General features: G+C 38.1%; 19 protein-coding genes and 3 pseudogenes. 14 read left to right on the top strand and 8 right to left on the bottom strand.

Annotated features, from left to right (window positions below; genetic code table 11):
- Positions 1-45: 45 nt before the first annotated feature.
- Positions 46-1,472 (bottom strand): annotated as a pseudogene (locus tag OWR28_RS19885) (oligosaccharide flippase family protein).
- 99 nt (positions 1,473-1,571) lie between these two features.
- On the opposite strand from OWR28_RS19885, the gene OWR28_RS19880 reads away from it, so the two are divergent.
- The gene (locus tag OWR28_RS19880) at positions 1,572-2,909 is read left to right on the top strand and encodes a dihydroorotase (protein ID WP_332388205.1); all 1,338 of its coding nucleotides are present in this window, start codon (positions 1,572-1,574) and stop codon (positions 2,907-2,909) included.
- Positions 2,910-3,073: 164 nt separating this feature from the next.
- Here OWR28_RS19880 and OWR28_RS19875 read toward each other — a convergent pair whose 3' ends face one another.
- From OWR28_RS19875 to OWR28_RS19850, 6 genes are all read right to left on the bottom strand, one after another.
- Positions 3,074-3,544: a helix-turn-helix transcriptional regulator gene (locus OWR28_RS19875; protein WP_332388204.1), complete on the bottom strand. Its 471-nt coding sequence runs from the start codon at positions 3,542-3,544 to the stop codon at positions 3,074-3,076.
- A gap of 50 nt (positions 3,545-3,594) precedes the next feature.
- Complete coding sequence (locus OWR28_RS19870; protein WP_332388202.1) at positions 3,595-3,969, bottom strand: hypothetical protein; 375 nt, start codon at positions 3,967-3,969, stop codon at positions 3,595-3,597.
- A gap of 186 nt (positions 3,970-4,155) precedes the next feature.
- A complete protein-coding gene (locus OWR28_RS19865) occupies positions 4,156-5,163 on the bottom strand; it encodes an aldo/keto reductase (protein ID WP_332388201.1) in 1,008 nt (335 codons plus the stop codon).
- 190 nt (positions 5,164-5,353) lie between these two features.
- Positions 5,354-7,651, bottom strand: coding sequence for a GH92 family glycosyl hydrolase (locus OWR28_RS19860; protein WP_332388200.1), 2,298 nt, complete (start codon positions 7,649-7,651; stop codon positions 5,354-5,356).
- 75 nt (positions 7,652-7,726) lie between these two features.
- A complete protein-coding gene (locus OWR28_RS19855; RefSeq protein ID WP_332388199.1) occupies positions 7,727-8,410 on the bottom strand; it encodes a response regulator transcription factor in 684 nt (227 codons plus the stop codon).
- A gap of 43 nt (positions 8,411-8,453) precedes the next feature.
- Positions 8,454-9,674, bottom strand: a complete 1,221-nt coding sequence (locus OWR28_RS19850) for a HAMP domain-containing sensor histidine kinase (protein ID WP_332388198.1) — start codon at positions 9,672-9,674, stop codon at positions 8,454-8,456.
- A gap of 158 nt (positions 9,675-9,832) precedes the next feature.
- On the opposite strand from OWR28_RS19850, the pseudogene OWR28_RS19845 reads away from it, so the two are divergent.
- The 13 genes and pseudogenes from OWR28_RS19845 to OWR28_RS19780 all read left to right on the top strand — a co-directional run bounded on the left by OWR28_RS19845 (position 9,833) and on the right by OWR28_RS19780 (position 18,174).
- Positions 9,833-10,245, top strand: a pseudogene (locus tag OWR28_RS19845) (DUF1573 domain-containing protein).
- Between the two features lie 171 nt (positions 10,246-10,416).
- Entirely contained in the window at positions 10,417-11,298 is an 882-nt protein-coding gene (locus OWR28_RS19835) for an SDR family oxidoreductase (protein WP_332388195.1), read from the top strand.
- A gap of 84 nt (positions 11,299-11,382) precedes the next feature.
- Positions 11,383-13,317: pseudogene (locus tag OWR28_RS19830) on the top strand (M1 family metallopeptidase).
- Between the two features lie 317 nt (positions 13,318-13,634).
- Positions 13,635-14,015, top strand: a complete 381-nt coding sequence (locus OWR28_RS19825) for a hypothetical protein (RefSeq protein WP_332388194.1) — start codon at positions 13,635-13,637, stop codon at positions 14,013-14,015.
- A gap of 126 nt (positions 14,016-14,141) precedes the next feature.
- Positions 14,142-14,519: a DUF2589 domain-containing protein gene (locus OWR28_RS19820; RefSeq protein WP_332388454.1), complete on the top strand. Its 378-nt coding sequence runs from the start codon at positions 14,142-14,144 to the stop codon at positions 14,517-14,519.
- A gap of 15 nt (positions 14,520-14,534) precedes the next feature.
- Entirely contained in the window at positions 14,535-14,819 is a 285-nt protein-coding gene (locus OWR28_RS19815; RefSeq protein ID WP_332388193.1) for a hypothetical protein, read from the top strand.
- Positions 14,820-14,866: 47 nt separating this feature from the next.
- Positions 14,867-15,046, top strand: coding sequence for a hypothetical protein (locus tag OWR28_RS19810; protein WP_332388192.1), 180 nt, complete (start codon positions 14,867-14,869; stop codon positions 15,044-15,046).
- A 14-nt stretch (positions 15,047-15,060) separates the two neighbouring features.
- The gene (locus OWR28_RS19805; RefSeq protein WP_332388191.1) at positions 15,061-15,228 is read left to right on the top strand and encodes a hypothetical protein; all 168 of its coding nucleotides are present in this window, start codon (positions 15,061-15,063) and stop codon (positions 15,226-15,228) included.
- On the top strand, positions 15,228-15,806 hold the full coding sequence (locus OWR28_RS19800) for a hypothetical protein (protein WP_332388190.1): 579 nt from the start codon (positions 15,228-15,230) through the stop codon (positions 15,804-15,806). The genes OWR28_RS19805 and OWR28_RS19800 overlap by 1 nt, the downstream gene beginning before the upstream one ends.
- A gap of 11 nt (positions 15,807-15,817) precedes the next feature.
- On the top strand, positions 15,818-16,108 hold the full coding sequence (locus OWR28_RS19795; RefSeq protein WP_332388189.1) for a hypothetical protein: 291 nt from the start codon (positions 15,818-15,820) through the stop codon (positions 16,106-16,108).
- Positions 16,109-16,209: 101 nt separating this feature from the next.
- Positions 16,210-17,079: a S8 family serine peptidase gene (locus OWR28_RS19790; RefSeq protein ID WP_332388188.1), complete on the top strand. Its 870-nt coding sequence runs from the start codon at positions 16,210-16,212 to the stop codon at positions 17,077-17,079.
- The gene (locus OWR28_RS19785) at positions 17,076-17,279 is read left to right on the top strand and encodes a hypothetical protein (protein WP_332388187.1); all 204 of its coding nucleotides are present in this window, start codon (positions 17,076-17,078) and stop codon (positions 17,277-17,279) included. Before OWR28_RS19790 ends, OWR28_RS19785 begins: the two co-directional genes overlap by 4 nt.
- A gap of 67 nt (positions 17,280-17,346) precedes the next feature.
- Positions 17,347-18,174: an endonuclease/exonuclease/phosphatase family protein gene (locus OWR28_RS19780; RefSeq protein ID WP_332388186.1), complete on the top strand. Its 828-nt coding sequence runs from the start codon at positions 17,347-17,349 to the stop codon at positions 18,172-18,174.
- Here OWR28_RS19780 and OWR28_RS19775 read toward each other — a convergent pair.
- Complete coding sequence (locus tag OWR28_RS19775) at positions 18,169-18,864, bottom strand: response regulator transcription factor (RefSeq protein WP_332388185.1); 696 nt, start codon at positions 18,862-18,864, stop codon at positions 18,169-18,171. The two genes, OWR28_RS19780 and OWR28_RS19775, sit on opposite strands and share 6 nt — an antisense overlap.
- Between the last annotated feature and the right edge of the window lie 19 nt (positions 18,865-18,883).

The following is an 18,883-nucleotide window of genomic DNA, read 5'->3' as shown; positions in this document are numbered from 1 at the left end:
TAAATTAACAATAGGTTTGTTTACAAGCAAAATAAAGACCAAAGTTTAATTCTTCCTGATTCTTGATAAAATAAGGTTTTTCTCAGAATAAATCAAAATTCCGGTAAAGATCAGAAACAGCAGATTACTTGTCAGAATATTATAGTTGAGATACTTTACAATGATAAAGCTAAAAATTCCAAGCAGTATCAGAAAGAAAGACATTTTTTTCATTCTGTAAGGAATAGGGTAGTACTTCTGGCCCAGCAGATAAGAAACAATCATCATAATAACATAAGCTCCGAAAGTAGCCCATGCAGAACCGATCATGCTGTGATAGTAATTCAGCGCTATCAGGTTGAGAGCAATATTAATTCCTGCCCCAAGCCATGAAATAACAGTTCCCATACTGGTTCTGTCCGTTACTTTATACCAGGTTGAAAAGTTATAATATATTCCGAAGCAAAGGTTGGCAATGACGATAATCGGGATGATATCTATAGCGATCCAGTAGGATTTATTAGGAATAAAGACGGCTTTCAGCCAGGATATATTGGCAATGATCCCTAAAGCAACGGCACATGCAAAAAAAGCAAAATATTCAGCTACATTGGCATAAGTCTTTTTAGCATCGCCTTTATCCATCTGTTTAAAAAAGAAGGGCTCAATTCCCATTCGGTAAGCGGTAACAAATAATGTCATCAGTACAGCCAGCTTATAGCAGCCGCCGTAAGCCCCTGCTTCTTCATCTGAAATATGATTCCTCTGAATAGATTTGTCAAAATTTTCATTCACCATAAAGGCAAGACCTGCCAGCATAAGAGGGAAGGAGTATTTGATCATTCGCCCGAATAGAGAAGTCACAAACTGGAACCTTACCTTTAATATAATAGGGAACAATAATAAAAAACCAAGTGCACTTCCTGCGAGATTACTGAAGAATGGATAGTCTACATTTTGATCCAGTCCTATACTTTTTGATATATTTTCCGGGATCCAGAAAAATAATGCGGCGGTAAAAACGGCCTGAAATATAGACTGAACAATTCTTACTGCAGAGTATTTGATAGGTTTATTATGAAAACGCAGCCACGCAAAAGGGATGACCAGTAAATTGTCAAAAAAGGCAATCAGCGCAAACCATCTGATGTATTCAGGATTGTTGTGATATCCTGCATAATCTGCAATGGGCTGGTTGAATAAATAACACAATGCCAGAAAAATAGTGGAAGTCGAAAATAAAAACCAGAACGAAGTATTGAAAGTCTTTTTTCGTTATCCTCTTCGGCTGAAAATCTGAAATACGCTGTTTCAAAACCAAAAGAAAGGATAATGTTAACAAATGAGATCCATGCATACAGCTGCGTAAAAATCGCAAAACCTTCATTGGGAATCTTATAGATCAAAAGTGGATTAAGGATGAATAGAATAATCCTTGGCGCTATTGCTCCCACTCCGTAGATGATTGTCTGTCCTAATAGTTTCTTATACAAAGCCGAATTTTTTGCAAATGTAAAACTTTAAGCATTCGTTTTGCGATTTTGGAGTGAATTAAAACTTAAAATCTTAATTTTACAGGGAAATAAATTGAAATGAAAGTTCTTATAAAAAATGTAAATATCGTAAACGAGGGAAAAATTTTTGAAAGTGATATCTTAATAGAAAATGATTTAATCTCTAAAATAGCAGTTGGTATTTCTGAAGAAGCAGATCAGATCATTGACGGTTCAGGTAAATATCTTCTTCCCGGAGTCATTGATGACCAGGTACATTTCCGTGAACCCGGCCTTACTCATAAAGGAGATATTGAAAGTGAATCGCGAGCTGCCATTGCAGGTGGGGTAACGAGTTTTATCGATCAGCCGAATACAGTTCCAAATGCTGTTACTCAGGAATTATTAGCAGATAAATATGAAATTGCTTCCCAAAAAGCATATGCCAACTATGGTTTTATGATGGGAGGAACTAACGATAATCTGGAGGAAGTTTTGAAAACAAACCCCAGAAATGTTCCGGGAATCAAGTTGTTTTTAGGTTCATCTACAGGAAATATGCTTGTCGATAATCCGGAAACGCTGGAAAATATTTTCAGCAATACCAAAATGCTGATTGCTGTTCACTGTGAAGATGAAGCTACCATCAGAGCCAATACTCAGAAATATAGGGATGAATATGGGGATGATATTCCGGTAAAATTCCACCATCTGATCAGAAGTGAAGAAGCATGCTATAAATCTTCATCCAAAGCCATTGAACTTGCGAAAAAAACAGGAGCGAGACTTCACGTTTTCCACCTTTCGACAGCAAAAGAAATGGAGCTTTTCCGAAATGATATTCCTTTAAAAGATAAAAAGATCACTGCTGAGGTTTGTGTGCACCACCTGACTTTTACCAACGAGGATTACGAAACAAAAGGAGGACTTATCAAATGGAATCCGGCAGTAAAAACTCAGAAAGATAAAGAGGCCCTTTGGGAAGCATTATTAGATGACAGAATCGATGTTATCGCTACAGACCATGCTCCGCATACGGCAGAGGAAAAGAATAATGTATACACAAAATGTCCATCAGGAGCACCTCTGGTACAACATTCACTGGTTGTAATGCTTGAGAACTATAAAAACGGTAAAATATCCCTTGAGAAAATCGTTGAAAAGATGGCTCATAATCCTGCTATCCTTTTCAGAGTCGAAAAAAGAGGTTTTGTAAGAGAAGGTTATAAAGCAGATCTTGTTTTGGTAGATGTAAATCAGGACTGGACGGTTTCTAAAGACAATTTACTGTACAAATGTGGCTGGAGCCCATTAGAAGGAACAAACTTCCATTCGAAAGTTACCCATACTTTTGTTAACGGACATCTGGTGTATGACAATGGTATAATTGCTGAGGATAAATTCGGAGAGAGGCTGCTTTTTGAAGCGAGGGACTAATAAGGTAAAAAGGCAAAATCGTAAATCGCAAAATTCTCTTTTACTTTTATATGAATAGAGACTATAATAATCAATAGGAGCGGGCTAAAGCCCGCTCTTTTATTTTAAATCTTCCATTGGCTTTAGCCGGAATTTATTTTTATTTCATTTATTCTCAATCTTTATTAATTAAAAGACTGCCTGAATTCCAATGGTGACATATTCGTCTTCTTTTTAAACAGCGTACTGAAAGACTGCGAATGTTCAAATCCCAGCTCATAAGCAATCTCACTGATCGACAGTTCCGTCGTAGAGAGCTTTTCTTTTGCTTTACTGATCAGCTTTTCATGAATATGCTGCTGTGTATTCTGCCCGGTATGAATTTTCAAAAGATCACTCAGATAATTGGGCGAAAGATTCATGGCTTCAGCAATCTGCTGAACGGTTAAAAGACCTTTGTCTGAAGAATCCTGATTAAAATAATCATTCAGATAAGATTCGAATTTTGTCAAAAGCTGATGACTCCCGCTTTTTCTGGTGATAAACTGTCTCTCGTAAAACCGCTTCGAATAATTCAGTAATAATTCAATCTGTGACAAAATAATTTCCTGTGTGTGATGATCAATATGCTGGCATTCTTTATCAATTTTAAGCATAATTTCAAGCAAATCATTCTCTTCATCTTCGGACAGATGTAAGGCTTCATTTACGGCATATGAGAAAAACCATATGATGAAATAGTCTTTGCCAGCGGATGTTTCAGCAGGAAATCTTCATGAAAAATAAGAAGATAACCGGTATTCTCACAATCCATCGTTTTCAGGTCCAGATACTGAACCTGGTTCGGGGCGGTAAAACTCAGAACACCTTTATCATAATCATAATGCTGCTGCCCGTATTTTATTTTCCCCTTCGCATTGTGCTTCAGCGCAACACAGTAATATCTGCTTACAAAACCTTTCCAGACCTCATCTTCAATGAAAACGCTCTCGTAAAGATTAATCACACTCACCATCGGGTGCTTCGGTTCAGGAAGAGAAAGCAATTTGTGAAATGCTGAAATCGATTGTATGGTGTTCATAACTGTAATTTTTTAAATATTGAGCAGCTTTTCCGCCTTCCGCTCCCAATCTTTTGTTCGTCGTGCCTCCTCTCAAAAGGATTTCCGCTCAAGTCGGGCTGTGAGCATACTGTATTTTAAGAATAGCAGAATGTTTAGGAACTTAACGATTAATGATCTTCTCTAAACAGAAATTAAAGTTACAAATTAATAATCCAAAAGTCCCATTCCGAATTCATCATAAGTAGCACCCGTATCTGTTCCCAGTGGCACAATGCTTTCCAGTTTCTGAAGTTCATATTCGCTTAGCCGGATGCCTGCAGCTTCTATATTTTGCTCAAGATACTTTCTGCGTTTCGTTCCCGGAATAGGAAGGATTCCTTTGCTGATAATCCATGCCAGAGCCAATTGTGATGAGGTAATATCTTTTTCTTTAGCCAGGTTTTCAATAGCTTCTACCAATTCAATGTTTTTATAGAAATGCTGTTCCTGAAAACGGGGAATTCCTCTTCTGAAATCATTTTCCGGCAAATCATCAATCGTACGGATCTGTCCGGATAAGAAACCTCTTCCCAAAGGAGAATAAGCTACAAAGCCAATTCCCAGTTCATTCAAAGTTTTGATAACACCCTTTTCTTCAACCGTTCTTTCAAAAAGAGAATATTCACTTTGTACGGCAGAAACAGGGTGAACAGCATGCGCTCTTTTCACCGTTTCTGAAGATACTTCGGACAGTCCTATATAACCGATTTTCCCTTCCTTCACCAAATCACCCATTGCCCCAACAGTTTCTTCAACAGGTGTATTTTTATCAAGACGGTGCATATAATAAAGGTCAATGTAATCTGTTTTCAGATTTTTCAGAGAACGTTCCACAGACTTTTTTACATACTCTTTGGTTCCGTTGATTCTCCAGGTTACCTGGTCGTTATCATCAATTTCCCATCCGAATTTTGTAGCAATAATATACCGGTCACGATTATTCTCAATGGCTTTCGCAATCAATTGTTCATTTTTGAAAGGGCCATACAAATCTGCGGTGTCGAGAAAATTTCCACCTAATTCCAGAGAACGGTGAATGGTTGCAATAGCCTCTTTTTCATCGGTTTTACCGTACATATCTGCATCACCAAAGCCCGTCATTCCCATACATCCCAGACCAATATTCGGAACTATTAACCCCTGGCTTCCTAATTTTACCTGATTCAATTTCATATTGTTGATTTTATTGATACAAAATTCAGCAGAAATTAAAATCCGGATGTATGCAAAACCATGGTTGTTGTATGTAAATTACTGATTGTGGTTCATGGACAGTAGATGTATGAGGTAATAAGCTTTATAACTGACAAAAACATAGTACTTCAACAGCACCCATTTTCCGCCTTTTCGCAATTTTGCCTTTTTACTTTTTTGCCTTACTTCCCATATAAAACGTAAGTTTCCCACCATTCATAATCTCAGAATGCTTCAGTGTAAAATTCTTTATTTCTTTTCCATTCAGAAGAACTTTCTGAACATACACATTTTTTGGGCTTTGATTGATGGCTTCAATTTCAAAAGTTTTTCCGTTTTCCAGATGTAATACAGCATGATCAATCGCAGGACTTCCGATAGAATAATCTTCTGATCCCGGAGCCACAGGATAGAAACCCAAAGAACTCAGAATATACCAGGCGCTCATTTGTCCGGCATCATCATTGCCGCCCAGGCCATCCGGTGTTGCCTTATACTGCATTTCCAGAATACGGCGGATCTGTGCCTGTGCTTTCCATGGCTGTCCGGCCCAGTTATAGAAATAGACAACATGATGGGCCGGTTCATTTCCGTGTACATATCCACCAATAATTCCTTCACGGGTAATATCTTCAGTGTCGGCAAAGAATTCATCAGGTAAATGCATCGTGAATAGTTCGTCCAGTTTGGATGCAAATTTCTTCTTTCCGCCCATCATCGTGATCAGCTCATCCGGATTTTGCGGAACAAAGAAACTGTAGTTCCAAGAATTTCCTTCAATAAAGCCTTGCCCATGGGTACTTAAGACATCAAAATCTTTCTTAAAACTTCCGTCTGCCAGACGCGGGCGCATAAAGCCGATGGTTTTGTCAAAATTATTTTTCCAGTTTTCAGATCGTTTGATAAACTGATTGTAGATTTCTGTTTTGTTTAAATGCTTTGCCAGTTGGGCAATTGCCCAGTCATCGTAGGCATATTCTAATGTATTGGAAACAGAAGTTCCGTTTTTCTCCGCCGGAATATATCCAAGATCAATATACAGTCCGATGCCTTCGTAATTTCTTTTGTTGGCTGTTTCTATACAGGCTTTTAATGCCTCTTCAGGATCACCGTCATAATTCCCTTTAATAATAGCATCAGCTACAACGCTTACACTGTGGTAGCCGCTCATACACCAGTTGTCGTTTGCATAATGTGACCAGATAGGCAGCATTTTCATTGAGAATTGATTATAATGAGCCATCATGGATTTTACCATGTCTCCATTTCGTTTGAGCTGGATGATATTAAAGAAAGGATGCAGCGTACGGTACGTATCCCACAGAGAGAAGGTTGTATAATTGGTAAAACCATCTGCTTTATGAATATTCTGATCCAGTCCTTTATATTCTCCATTGACATCCATATAAGTCGTAGGATTAATAAAGGTATGATACATGGCTGTATAAAAATTTGTCTTTTCTGTATCAGAACCTTTGATAACAATTTTATTTAATTCCTTATTCCAGCTGTTCTGCGCTTGAGCTTTAGCCTGATCGAACGTCATATTTCCCGCTTCCTTTTCCAGGTTTTCTAAAGCATTGATCTGGCTTACCGGAGAAATAGCAAGTTTTACTTCTATGGCTTCATTTTCATTGGTGTCAAAATCAAAATACATTTTCAGGTTCTTACCTGCAATTTCAGGGAAGTTCTTATTTTGATCGAATTTTCTCCAGAATCCTTTGTAAACCTGCTTTTCATCATAGTTTTGCTGACCATAAGATTTAAAAGGTTTTGAAAATTTCATGGCAAAATAAACCGTTCTGGTTCTTGCCCAGCCATTGGTCTGTCTGTAACCTGTGATGGTATTTCCATTTTCCACACGAACGTAGGTCCATACATTTTTTCCGTCATAATTATAAATACCAGCCATCAGATCCAGAATAATGTGGGCCTGGTCAGATTTTGGAAAGGTATAGCGGTGAATTCCCACTCTTGGAGTTGCTGTCAGCTCTGCCAGAATATTGTAGTCATCCAGTTTTACTTTGTAATAGCCGGCTTCTGCAGTTTCGTTCTGATGCGAAAATCTGCTTCTGTAGCCGCTTTCAGGACGGGAAGCAGTTCCCGGATTCAGTTGGAGTTTTCCTACCGTAGGCATTATCAGAAAATCTCCGAGGTCAGAATGTCCTGTTCCGCTGAAGTGTGTAGAGCTGAAGCCTGCAATGGTTTTGTCTTCATAACGGTAGCCGGCACAGTATTTATAAACCTCACCATTGTATTTCCCGTTAAGCTCATAAGAAATGGTGTCCGTCTCGGGGCTTAGCTGTACTGCACCAAAAGGAACAGTAGCTCCGGGATAAGTATGTCCCATCTTTTCGGTCCCGATTAATGGATTGACATATTGAATTAATTTCTCAGATTTTTGAGCCTTAAAAGATACACTTAAAAATAAAAGGAATAGAAAAACAGTAGGTGTGTGATTTTTCATTAATGACAAATTTTCAAAGTTTAAAATTAATTAAAATCATCATTTGCTGTTTTTATTTTATGAATTCGCTTAATATTACTTTTTCTCAGAAAAACGGAAACCTATTCCGTGAAGATTTTCAATCAATACATCCTGCTCTTCCGCGAGCACTTTTCGCAACCTGGAAATAAATACGTCAAGGCTTCTCCCCATAAAATAATCGTCATCACCCCATATTGCTTTCAGGATATCCTGTCTTTTGACGACCAGGTTTTTATGGCGGATAAAATATAAAAGAAGATCAGACTCCCTTTGGGTAAGAGTAATGTTGTTTTCCACACCTTTCAACGTGTAATTGTTTGGATCAAAATCATATTTTCCGACTTTATATTTTACAGGTGCTGCATCTGTTTTTTTTGTACGTTTGAGAAAGACTTCAATTTTCAGCATCAGCTCCTCAATACTGAATGGTTTTACCAGATAATCATCAGCACCTATTTTCAGTCCTTTGATTCTGTCTTCTTTTAATGCTTTTGCAGAAATAAAAATAATGGGTATTTCAGAATTCTTACTGCGGATCTGTTGTGCCACTTCAAATCCGTTCATGCCGGGCATCATAATATCCAGCAGGCAGATATCGAAATTCTGGCTGTTAAATGCTTCCAAGGCAGATTCACCGTCAGAGTAACAGCTGATGTCATAATAACTTTCCAGGCTGTCCTCAACCAGGAATGCTATTGTTTTATCATCTTCTGCATATAAAATTTTAGATTTCTCCATACTTACACATGATTATTTGAAAACGGGAAGAAGAGTGTAATGGTTATTCCTTTATCTTCATTATTCTCCACAGAAATTTTCCAGTGATGCTGCTGCACAACTTTTTCACATAAAATAATCCTAATCCAAAACCGGTCACCTCTTCACTCCTTTTGGTATGTACCCGATAAAATTTATCAAAAATATGAGGAATATTTTTAGCAGGAATTCCCATTCCGTTGTCTTTAAACTTTAAATATAATCCTTTTGAATCTTTATAAGCTGAAATTTTAATAACAGGTTTTGTTTCACAATACTTGACAGAGTTATCCAAAAGGTTGTAAATAATATTGGTAAAGTGAAATTCGTCAGCCATTACCGAAGTGCTGTTTTCAATATCAATCTCAATGCTGAGACCTTTATTCTTGTGCTGAATATTATCAGCAATTTCCTGAATAAAGGGAAGCAACAGAATTTTCTGAGGCTTTAATGATAATCCGGCGGCATCGTTCTTAGCAATATTCAATATTTTTTCAATGTGATTATTAAGTTTATGGCTTTGGTTGATAATAATGGAAGTATAAGTCTGCAGTTTGGAATTATCCTGTACCAGTTCCTGCTTGTTGAGTGCTTCTGACGCTAAAAGTATCGAGGATAAAGGCGTTTTAAACTCATGAGTCATATTGTTGATAAAATCGCGCTGCAATTCAGAAAATTTCTTTTGCTGAATAATGGTATAGATAGAATATACATACACCAGAAGAATGATAATAAGGGCAAATGTAAGAAGATACCAGAATCTTAATGAGCTGATCAGATAAGTCGTTTTATCAGGAAAGCGTATGGAAAAGTAATAGATCAGGTTTTTATGCTTCGGGAAATTGATCGCTTTGTTGCCAGGGTTTTCCTGATGGGATGTCATATATTTTCCGTACACCATCTTATCACTGTGACAGTTGTATAACGCATACACATAATCTGTATTGATCTGGAAGCGGGTGAATTCTGTCTTCAGGTAATATTCCAGAACTACGGGATGAAACTCGTTGTTGATATTAACTACATAATAATCATTGGCTATGTTTTGTACAGGGTTTTCAGTATAGGAGGTCTTCCCGCCGGATAGCTTTTCTGCAACTTCCATTAAAGCGATATTGACCTTCTGATTAAATTTTTTATCTTCAAGATTATAAGCCTGTATCGTCCACATCAGCTGTGCTATTAAAATTCCGATAATAGCAACAAATCCCAGCGTTATGATAATATTGAGTCTTTTTATTTTCATTTCCTGAAACAATATTATCCAAAATTATCTATTTATCTTTTATCATTAACAACTTGTTAACAAATGTTTGACAGCGGTTAACAAGTTGTAATTACGGTCTGCTTTACATTTGTGATACCAAAAAAAACAATCAGTTTCAAATATTAAAATTTATACTCATGAAAAAATTAAAAATTACAGCTCTTTTAGCAGTGTTGGCATTCTCTCCGTTTTATGCGAATGTTCTCACTACAGATGCACCTTCCATTGTAAAAATGGTAGCTGATGCTATTAAGTGGAAATCAGAATCTATTGATGTGGGAAATATCCCTCAGGGAAAACCAAAACTGATCAGATTTGAATTCACCAACACAAGTTCAAAGCCGATCATTATACAAAATGTAGCTCCTTCATGCGGTTGTACAACGGCGGATTACACAAAAACGCCTATCCAGCCAGGAAAAAAGGGTTTGTAGAAGCCAGTTACAACGCAGCAGCGGCAGGTCCGTTTATGAAAACTGTAAACGTTACGACCAGTGACAGCAAAACTCCTAAAACACTTTCGTTCAAAGGAGTGGTTACAGCATCTTAATATATTGTTTTAGAAAATAAAAATAGCCTGGTAGAAATTATCAGGCTATTTTTTTAAACAAAGTGACTTATTTGATGTATAATGTAAAGAATAACTATTTGTAGCATTATTTATCAACCTGTTTTAAGGGATCGCATTTCAATATTTATTATTTTTAAGAAAAAATATTTTATGAGTCTATATACACAACCCATGCTGCGCGAAGGTGCACTGAAAGATAAAGTAGCAATTGTAACAGGAGGCGGAAGCGGTCTTGGAAAAGCGATGACCAAATACTTTCTTGAACTGGGTGCCAAAGTAGTAATTACCTCCAGAAACCTGGAAAAACTGCAGGCTACAGCTAAGGAACTGGAAGACGAAACAGGAGGTAAAGTTCTTTGTGTGGCTTGTGATGTGAGGAACTGGGATGAGGTGGAAACCATGAGAGAAGCTGCATTGAAAGAATTCGGAAAGATTGATATTTTATTGAATAATGCTGCCGGAAACTTCATCTCTCCAACGGAAAAACTCACTCATTCTGCTTTTGACTCTATCCTTGATATTGTTTTAAAAGGAACGAAAAACTGTACACTTTCTGTAGGAAAACACTGGATAGATTCCAAAACTCCGGGAACTGTACTGAATATTGTAACAACATATGCATGGACGGGTTCTGCCTATGTAGTACCGTCAGCCTGTGCAAAAGCGGGAGTTCTGGCGATGACCAGATCACTCGCTGTAGAATGGGCAAAATACGGAATCCGTTTCAATGCCATTGCTCCGGGACCTTTCCCTACAAAAGGAGCCTGGGACAGACTTCTTCCGGGAGACCTTCAGGAAAAATTTGATATGAAAAAGAAAGTTCCGTTGAGAAGAGTAGGAGAGCATCAGGAGCTGGCCAACCTTGCTGCTTATCTGGTTTCTGATTATTCAGCATATATGAATGGTGAAGTGGTAACCATTGATGGAGGAGAATGGCTTCAGGGCGCCGGAGAATTCAATATGCTTGAAGCAATTCCCCGTGAAATGTGGGATGCTTTGGAAGCCATGATTAAAGCTAAAAAATCTAATTAAATTAAACTTATATTAAAAAAACTCCCGGATGTGTAACAATTCCGGGAGTTTTTTTACCTATACAGTAAATAATACTTTTACAAAATGAATTTTAAACTTCCAACCCTTGTTTCGACGCTTGCAGTGGTCCTCTTCTCAGGATCGGTATATGCACAGCAGACTCCGAAATACGATTACGTAGAAGCATTTAAGCCGTTCTTCTACCCGCAGACAGGTACAGCCACACGTTCTGCAAGCGGGCAGCCGGGACATGCTTACTGGCAGAATTCAGCAGATTACCATTTGAATGTAAGCCTGAATGAAGACAAAAAGAGATTACCGGTACAGCGCAGATTACCTATACCAACAACAGTCCGGATAAATTAGGCTTTCTCTGGCTGCAACTGGATCAGAATCTGTTTGCAAAAGATTCAAGAGGAAATGGCGTAGTTCCGCTTTCAGGAAGCAGAAATGGTGCGCATGGAGAAGAATTTAACGGTGGATATACGATTAAATCAGTCAGGCTTGATGGTAAAGAAGTAAAATATACCATTACTGATACAAGAATGCAGATTGATCTTCCAAAAGAACTGAAAGCCAACGGTGGAGTTGGCAAAATAGAAATTGAATACTCTTTTGTTTCTCCGGATTACGGTTCAGACAGGATGGGTGTTCAGGAGACCAAAAATGGTAAGATTTTTACCATCGCACAATGGTATCCGAGAATGTGCGTGTATGATGATGTAATGGGCTGGAATACACTTCCTTACCTTGGAGCTTCGGAGTTTTATCTGGAATACGGAAATATCACAGCCAATATTACCGTTCCTGCCAATCATTATGTAGTGGCATCCGGAGAGCTTCTGAATGAGAAAGAGGTTTACAGCAAAGAAGAAATCAGCAGATGGAATGAGGCAAGAAACAGTGATAAAACGGTAATGATCCGTCCTGAATCTGAAATCGGTAAAAATAAAGCATCCGGTACAAAGACCTGGAAATTTAAGATTAATCAGACAAGAGATTTTGCATGGGCATCATCTGCCGGATTTATTTTAGATGCTGCAAAAATCAATTTACCAAGTGGAAAAAATCTTTGGCTATTTCAGCTTACCCTGTAGAAAGTGCCGGTGATAAAGCCTGGGGAAGATCTACAGAATATACAAAGGCAGCTATAGAACATTATTCAAAAAATGGTATGAATATACTTATCCTGCAGCCACCAATGTTGCAGGAAACGAAGGCGGAATGGAATATCCCGGGATCGTTTTCTGCCATATGGATTCCAAAGGGGAAGATCTTTGGGGGGTTACGGATCATGAGTTCGGGCACAACTGGTTTCCTATGATTGTCGGATCTAATGAAAGACTGTTTGCCTGGATGGATGAAGGGTTTAATACTTTTATTAACGGACTTTCCACCGAAGCCTTCAATAAAGGGGAATATTACCGTAAACCGAATCTGGCAAGATCGGGAGTTTACCTTCTGAATGACAATCTGGAACCTATAATGGTAGGACCTGATAATATGAAAGAAAGAAGCATCGGTGCTTTAGCTTATTTCAAACCGGGAACAGGATTAGAGGTTTTAAGAGAAGCCATTCTTGGACCTGAAAAATTTGACAAAGCATTCAGAACCTATATAGATCGTTGGGCTTTTAAGCATCCTACACCATGGGATTTCTTCCATACAATGGAAAATGTATCCGGAGAAGAGCTGAACTGGTTCTGGAGAGGATGGTTCTTTAATAAATGGAAAATTGACCAGGCGGTTAAAAATGTACAGTATGTCAACGGGGACTTTAAGAATGGAGTTCAGATTACGGTTGAAAATATTGGCCAGTTGCCCATGCCGTCAACAGTACAGATCAGATTCAAAGACGGAACGGCACAAACGGTAAAAATTCCTGTTGAGGTCTGGAAGAGAAATACGGAATGGACCTTCAAAGTTGATTCTACCAAGGAAATAGATGAGGTAAAGCTTGATCCGGACTCAGTAGTTCCTGATGTGAATCTGGAAAACAACAGTAAAAAGCCGGCATAGAAATAGTGGATCTGTTTTAATTTAACGCAAAGATCTGATATCTGATGTTTGATTTTTAAGCGTAAGCATATTAATGCAGTTTCATCAGCAACTTTGCTGTTTTCTTAGCTTACTTTAAAATAAGAAGAAGATCATCTTTGCGTTTATGAAAGATAAATAACGCAAGATATTTTATTATAAAGCCTGAACTTACCACCGTAAGTTCAGGCTTTATATTTTTTAGGTGTTTTTCCTGAACAAGTGGAGGTGTTCTCCTGAAATGTTTTGAAGGCCGGTGGTATAATTTTGTCCCACAATATTAATCAAAAACAAAAAACATGGAAACATTAAAATCAGTGCTTGAAGCAAGCCACGCCAAAAAAACAAAAAATGAGTTAATTGATCTCTTGTCAGGAGTAGAAAAAGTACTAACCCCTGCGGTCTATGAAAAAGTATCAGGAATCGAAACTTCAGAATTGAGTTCATTAACCAATAAGGAATTGTTAGCGATTGTAGACGAATTCAAAAAGAATTATGATGAAAAGTGGGAAAAATCTTTTTCCGGTGCCTCTTCAGAGATTATGAAACTGATTGCAGGTAGAATGGCTGCCGATGACGAGATCTTCAGAACTTCAGATGCAGCCAGCGCAGATTTTGCGGCAGAATTGGGAAGCATTGACTTTGCCACCATTATTGGCGGACCTTTGATGCCTGTGTAAAAGCACAGTCCAATGCTTCTATAGCCACCGTCAATTTCATCAACGAAGTCGGTTTTGAGCTTACAGATCCTGCCAATGCAGCCAGTGCTAAAAAACTGAGAATGGCAGAATTCAAATACAAAAAATATTCCGAATCCGGATTTTAAAGAAGACGAGCCTGTCAGTGCTACCAATCCTAAAACAATTCCTAATGATGTAGAAATCTCAGTACCGTTTATTGCATTGCTAAATGTTCCAAGTTTCAGAATTGAAACCTGCGAAGTAGACTTTAATGTGAAACTTAATTCTACATACACCAAAGATGTAAGTGACGAGTTCGGTATCAATGCCGGAGTATCCGGTGGATGGGGCCCTGTAAAATTCAAAGTGGATGTCTCCTATAAAAGAACTTCCAGCACAGGGATCAAAGTGGAGAAAGAATATTCTCTTGGGGTAAAGGTACGTGCAACCAATGATGAAATGCCTGCGGGACTTGAAAAAGTACTCGGACTTCTTTCACAATAATACATTTTACGAAAAATGATAAAATTATCAGATTACCTGGATTATCTCAACAACGAGATAATTCAGGCTCGTAAAAAAGCTGACGAGAATGCCGTTCTTATTGCCAAAGAATATGCCCGCCATGAATACCTTAAGTATTTTAAGGTGCCGAGATACGCACTGCCCAGTGTAAAGATGGATATTCCCATAAAAATTACGGATATCGATTCAGATTCCAAATACAATTTTAAGCTGAACCAGGATCAGTTCGTTACCGAAATAAATGAGAGAATCCGTCTGGTAAATAAAGAGAAAACCTGAATATTCCTGAAATCAGCAAAAGACAGCTCCAGACCGAGGAGTTCAAAATGCTGTTCAGCACACTGGAAAAAAATGATCAGAAATTCGGTAAGCTTCCTTCTGTCGAAGTCCTTAAGCTGGATCTCAGAAAAAAAGTCCAGCTTCTTAATTCCGGAATCTTCAGGTCTCAGGAAGGAACTACAGAAGAAACCGACGAGCTGAAAGAGATTTTTCAAAGGTTCTCCTGAATACATATACACTGGTGAATGCGAAGCTGAATAATATTTACATAGATCCCAATACCAGCGCTGCAGAAGATAAAGATAAGCTGTTTATCAATCTTCATGTGGAAATGGAAGAAGAAGGAATCAGGATTGTCTCCTACAAAGATAAAGACGGTAATGAAATAGAACAGATAACTTTTGAGTAATGCAGGAACTTATTCACTTTACGGTACAGAAAATTAAAGAACTTCTAGAGCATTTCAATGAAATTCAGACGCTGTATCTGACGAAATCATTTGACTTTGATGCCCGTTTCGATGTCTTTCTCAACGAAGTATTGGAGTATTTCCGTGCAAAAGGAAACACGAGCCACGAATCTGAAGTTCTGAAAATTATGAATATGATTGCAACCGTTAAAAGAGGTTTTAATCCTATAAAAATGGAGAAAATACTGACTGGAAGACGTGAAATGCTCGGAGGATTTTCATTCAACGGAATGGAAAGTATTCATGGAATTCTGATGGAAATATATAGCAGGGAAAATAAAAAACTTGAAGAAGCGGAAGAACTTATTTCGGGAATCATTGTATCCTTGTATCAGAACGGGATTCTTGATGATGAGAAATTAAAAGAAATGAATTCTGTTCCTGCAATTGAACGTTTCTGGACTTCTCTGTCTGAGCAGAATACAGCCATATCCGGAATTAACAAGAAGCTCAGACTGACCATTATTCCAGAGGATATTTTTCTTATTCTGGAAAAAGTATTTCTGAAGTTAATTTAAAAAAGAACGTTATGGAAACCGGAAGATATATTGTCCTGTTGAAAGATCAGCAGAAGACATCGCTCAGAAAAATAGAGAAAGATCTGGAAGTGAGCATTACTTCTTCAGAATTTCTTTCCAAAGAAAACCGTTCCTATAAAGTCATCGATCAGGATAACGGTGTCCTTTACAAAAACCTTGGAGTTCTTGTGGTGGATCATATGGATGAAGCACAACTGAAGAGCGCCGTTAAAGATGAATCCAATTCTATAGTTTACTATGAAAAAGAACGTGAGTTTTTCCGGCAGATGAGCTGCAGCTGATCAACGAACTTAAAAAACAGTCTGCAGGGCTCGCAGAAAAAATTTCAGAGCTTGAAAAGTACATTACCAGCAAACCTTTACCCCAAAAATCATTCTCTGAGATGGAATGGGGATTACAGGCAATTGGTTTGGGAAATACCCATTATACAGGAAAAGGAGTTGATATCTGTATTCTTGATACAGGCCTTGAGACTTCCCATCCCGATTTTTCATCTGAAGAAATTGAAGGTAAATCTTTCATAGATGGTGAAGACTGGAACAGGGATCCCAACGGCCACGGTACACACTGTGCGGGAATTGCCACCGGAAACGTAAGAAGTGATACCGGAAAACGTTATGGAATAGCTAAGGATTCCAATCTGAAAATAGCAAAAGTATTGGCTGATAACGGGAGAGGTACTACCAGCAGTGTGATTGATGCAATAGACTGGGCGATTACGAAGAAGTTCAGGATACTGTCACTATCGCTGGCATGTCCGGTGAAGCTTGACGACCAGCCTTCTGTTCTTTTTGAAACCATTGGAGAAAGGGCATTGGAAAATAACTGCCTTATTATAGCGGCAGCGGGAAATGACAGCAACAGACCACAGATTCCACAGCCTGTTTCTATGCCTGCGAATTCAAAATCGATTATGGCTGTAGGAGCTATTGACAGCCAGATGAAGATCGCAAGATTTTCAAATGCGGGCCTTAATCCGTCTACCGGAGGAAGTATCAATGTCTGTGCTCCCGGAGTGGATATTGTAAGCGCCTACCCTAAAAATGCAAAGAATAAAAATAACTTTTATTATACAATGAGCGGGACCAGTATGGCAGCACCGCATGTTTCAGGGCTTGCCGCCTTATATATGGAGCAGTTTCCTGATCAATCAGCCAAAGAAATCTGGGAGCTTATTGAACATAAAGCAAGGCCGGTTGAAGGCATAAAATACAGAGATATAGGAAATGGTTTAATACAGGTATACTTATGAAAACTTATCTGGCAGTTTTAAAAAAAGATATCAATTTTAAAAAGCTTGAAACGCTTCTTAAAAGTAAAGAGATTAAGCTTGCGGCCTATTATAAAACCATTGGCGTTGTGAAACTCGAAAGTACATTGCCGGTTTCTGAAACTGAATTTCAGGAATATTTTTTATCCGTAGAAGAAGAAAAAGATAATTTAACAATATAATCATATAAATCAGGCTTCTCTGTCAAAGAGAAGTTTTATTTTTGTTTTCTTATTGATAACATAGCATATGAATTTCAGATTTTCAATGGTGTTTCTGATGCTTTTTGCATTGGGATTTTCACAGGACCTTACCGTAATGAGTTTTAATATCAGACTGAACGTAGAGTCAGATAAAGACAATGCCTGGCCGAAGAGAAAGCAGGACGTTGCAGATTTACTTACCTATTACCATCCTGATTATTTCGGAGTACAGGAAGCACTTCCTGAGCAGATGAAAGATATTAAGACAGGATTAAAGAATTATGACTACATAGGAGTAGGAAGAGATGACGGCAAAGAAAAAGGGGAATTTTCAGCCATCTTTTATGATACCAACAGGCTTGATGTTGTAAAATCAGGTACATTCTGGTTATCTGAAACTCCGGAAAAACCTTCAAAAGGCTGGGATGCTGCACTGAACAGAATCTGTACCTATGCGGTATTTAAAGATAAAAAATCGAAGAGAGAATTCCTCGCAATGAATCTTCATTTCGATCATATTGGAAATGTGGCAAGAGTGAAATCTTCTGAACTGATTCTTAAAAAGATCAAAGAACTCAATCCCAAGAACCTTCCGGTAACGCTGAGCGGAGATTTTAACCTGACAGATGATTCGGAACCTATTAAGATTCTTTCCCAGAATATGAAAGATACTTTCTACCATTCTGAAACCAAACATTATGGCCCGGTAGGAACTTTCACAGCTTTTGATGTCAATACAGTTCCGAAAGACAGAATCGATTATATTTTTACACAAGGCTTTAAAATAAGATCTCACCGGCACATCAATGACAGAAGAGAAAATCTTTTGTACCCGTCAGACCATTTTCCTGTGATTGTACATCTGTCACTATAAAAAATCATTGGTTGGAAAATCAACTTCAAATCCAATTCCTCTAAGGGATTGGATTTTTATTTGAGGATCACTGTTGAAATATTTGCGGAGCCTGCTGATGAACACATCAAGACTTCTTCCTGTAAAATAATCATTGGTTTCCCAAAGATTGTCCAGGATATTATCCCTTGTAATAATAGATCGGTTGTGTTTCAGAAGATACAGCAGTAATTCCTGTTCCCGTATGGTCAGCCGGTTATTTCCGTTAGGATGTGACAACAGAAGCTTGTTGGTGTCCAGTGAGAATTCTCCTATTTTTATTTGGGAAGCCATAACAGCAGGAAGACTTCTCTTCAGAATATTTTTGATTCGTAACACAAGCTCTTCAGGATCGCAGGGTTTGGCAATATAATCATCAGCACCTATTTTCAACCCGGTCAGACGGTCGATTTTCTGGTTTTTGGCTGTTAAAAACAATAATGGGAAATTACTTTTTTCTTTCAAAATCATTTTTGCCAGTGAGAATCCGTCTATATTAGGCATCATCACATCCAGAATTCCTATCTGATAAGGAAAATCAGCAGAAAGTAAGGGTAAAACTTCTTCGGGATTCTGAAACCAGCCGACTTCAAAATCTTCCAATTCAAGATACTGCTTCAGGATCATTCCGAAATCCGGATCATCCTCTGTAAGAAGGATTTTAGTTTTCATAAGGAATTGATATTTTAAA

Source organism: Chryseobacterium sp. 1B4 (genome assembly GCF_036631475.1).
In the GTDB taxonomy this organism is placed as follows: Bacteria; Bacteroidota; Bacteroidia; order Flavobacteriales; family Weeksellaceae; genus Chryseobacterium.
Note: the sequence above shows the minus strand (reverse complement) of the source record. Positions and strands in the feature narration are given on the sequence as shown.

Coding starts and splice junctions, on each gene's coding strand:
- OWR28_RS19880 (WP_332388205.1), top strand. CDS start 1,572: ATGAAAGTTCTTATAAAAAATGTAAATATCGTAAACGAGGGAAAAATT.
- OWR28_RS19875 (WP_332388204.1), bottom strand. CDS start 3,544: ATGCTTAAAATTGATAAAGAATGCCAGCATATTGATCATCACACACAG.
- OWR28_RS19870 (WP_332388202.1), bottom strand. CDS start 3,969: ATGAACACCATACAATCGATTTCAGCATTTCACAAATTGCTTTCTCTT.
- OWR28_RS19865 (WP_332388201.1), bottom strand. CDS start 5,163: ATGAAATTGAATCAGGTAAAATTAGGAAGCCAGGGGTTAATAGTTCCG.
- OWR28_RS19860 (WP_332388200.1), bottom strand. CDS start 7,651: ATGAAAAATCACACACCTACTGTTTTTCTATTCCTTTTATTTTTAAGT.
- OWR28_RS19855 (WP_332388199.1), bottom strand. CDS start 8,410: ATGGAGAAATCTAAAATTTTATATGCAGAAGATGATAAAACAATAGCA.
- OWR28_RS19850 (WP_332388198.1), bottom strand. CDS start 9,674: ATGAAAATAAAAAGACTCAATATTATCATAACGCTGGGATTTGTTGCT.
- OWR28_RS19835 (WP_332388195.1), top strand. CDS start 10,417: ATGAGTCTATATACACAACCCATGCTGCGCGAAGGTGCACTGAAAGAT.
- OWR28_RS19825 (WP_332388194.1), top strand. CDS start 13,635: ATGGAAACATTAAAATCAGTGCTTGAAGCAAGCCACGCCAAAAAAACA.
- OWR28_RS19815 (WP_332388193.1), top strand. CDS start 14,535: ATGATAAAATTATCAGATTACCTGGATTATCTCAACAACGAGATAATT.
- OWR28_RS19810 (WP_332388192.1), top strand. CDS start 14,867: ATGCTGTTCAGCACACTGGAAAAAAATGATCAGAAATTCGGTAAGCTT.
- OWR28_RS19800 (WP_332388190.1), top strand. CDS start 15,228: ATGCAGGAACTTATTCACTTTACGGTACAGAAAATTAAAGAACTTCTA.
- OWR28_RS19795 (WP_332388189.1), top strand. CDS start 15,818: ATGGAAACCGGAAGATATATTGTCCTGTTGAAAGATCAGCAGAAGACA.
- OWR28_RS19790 (WP_332388188.1), top strand. CDS start 16,210: ATGGAATGGGGATTACAGGCAATTGGTTTGGGAAATACCCATTATACA.
- OWR28_RS19785 (WP_332388187.1), top strand. CDS start 17,076: ATGAAAACTTATCTGGCAGTTTTAAAAAAAGATATCAATTTTAAAAAG.
- OWR28_RS19780 (WP_332388186.1), top strand. CDS start 17,347: ATGAATTTCAGATTTTCAATGGTGTTTCTGATGCTTTTTGCATTGGGA.
- OWR28_RS19775 (WP_332388185.1), bottom strand. CDS start 18,864: ATGAAAACTAAAATCCTTCTTACAGAGGATGATCCGGATTTCGGAATG.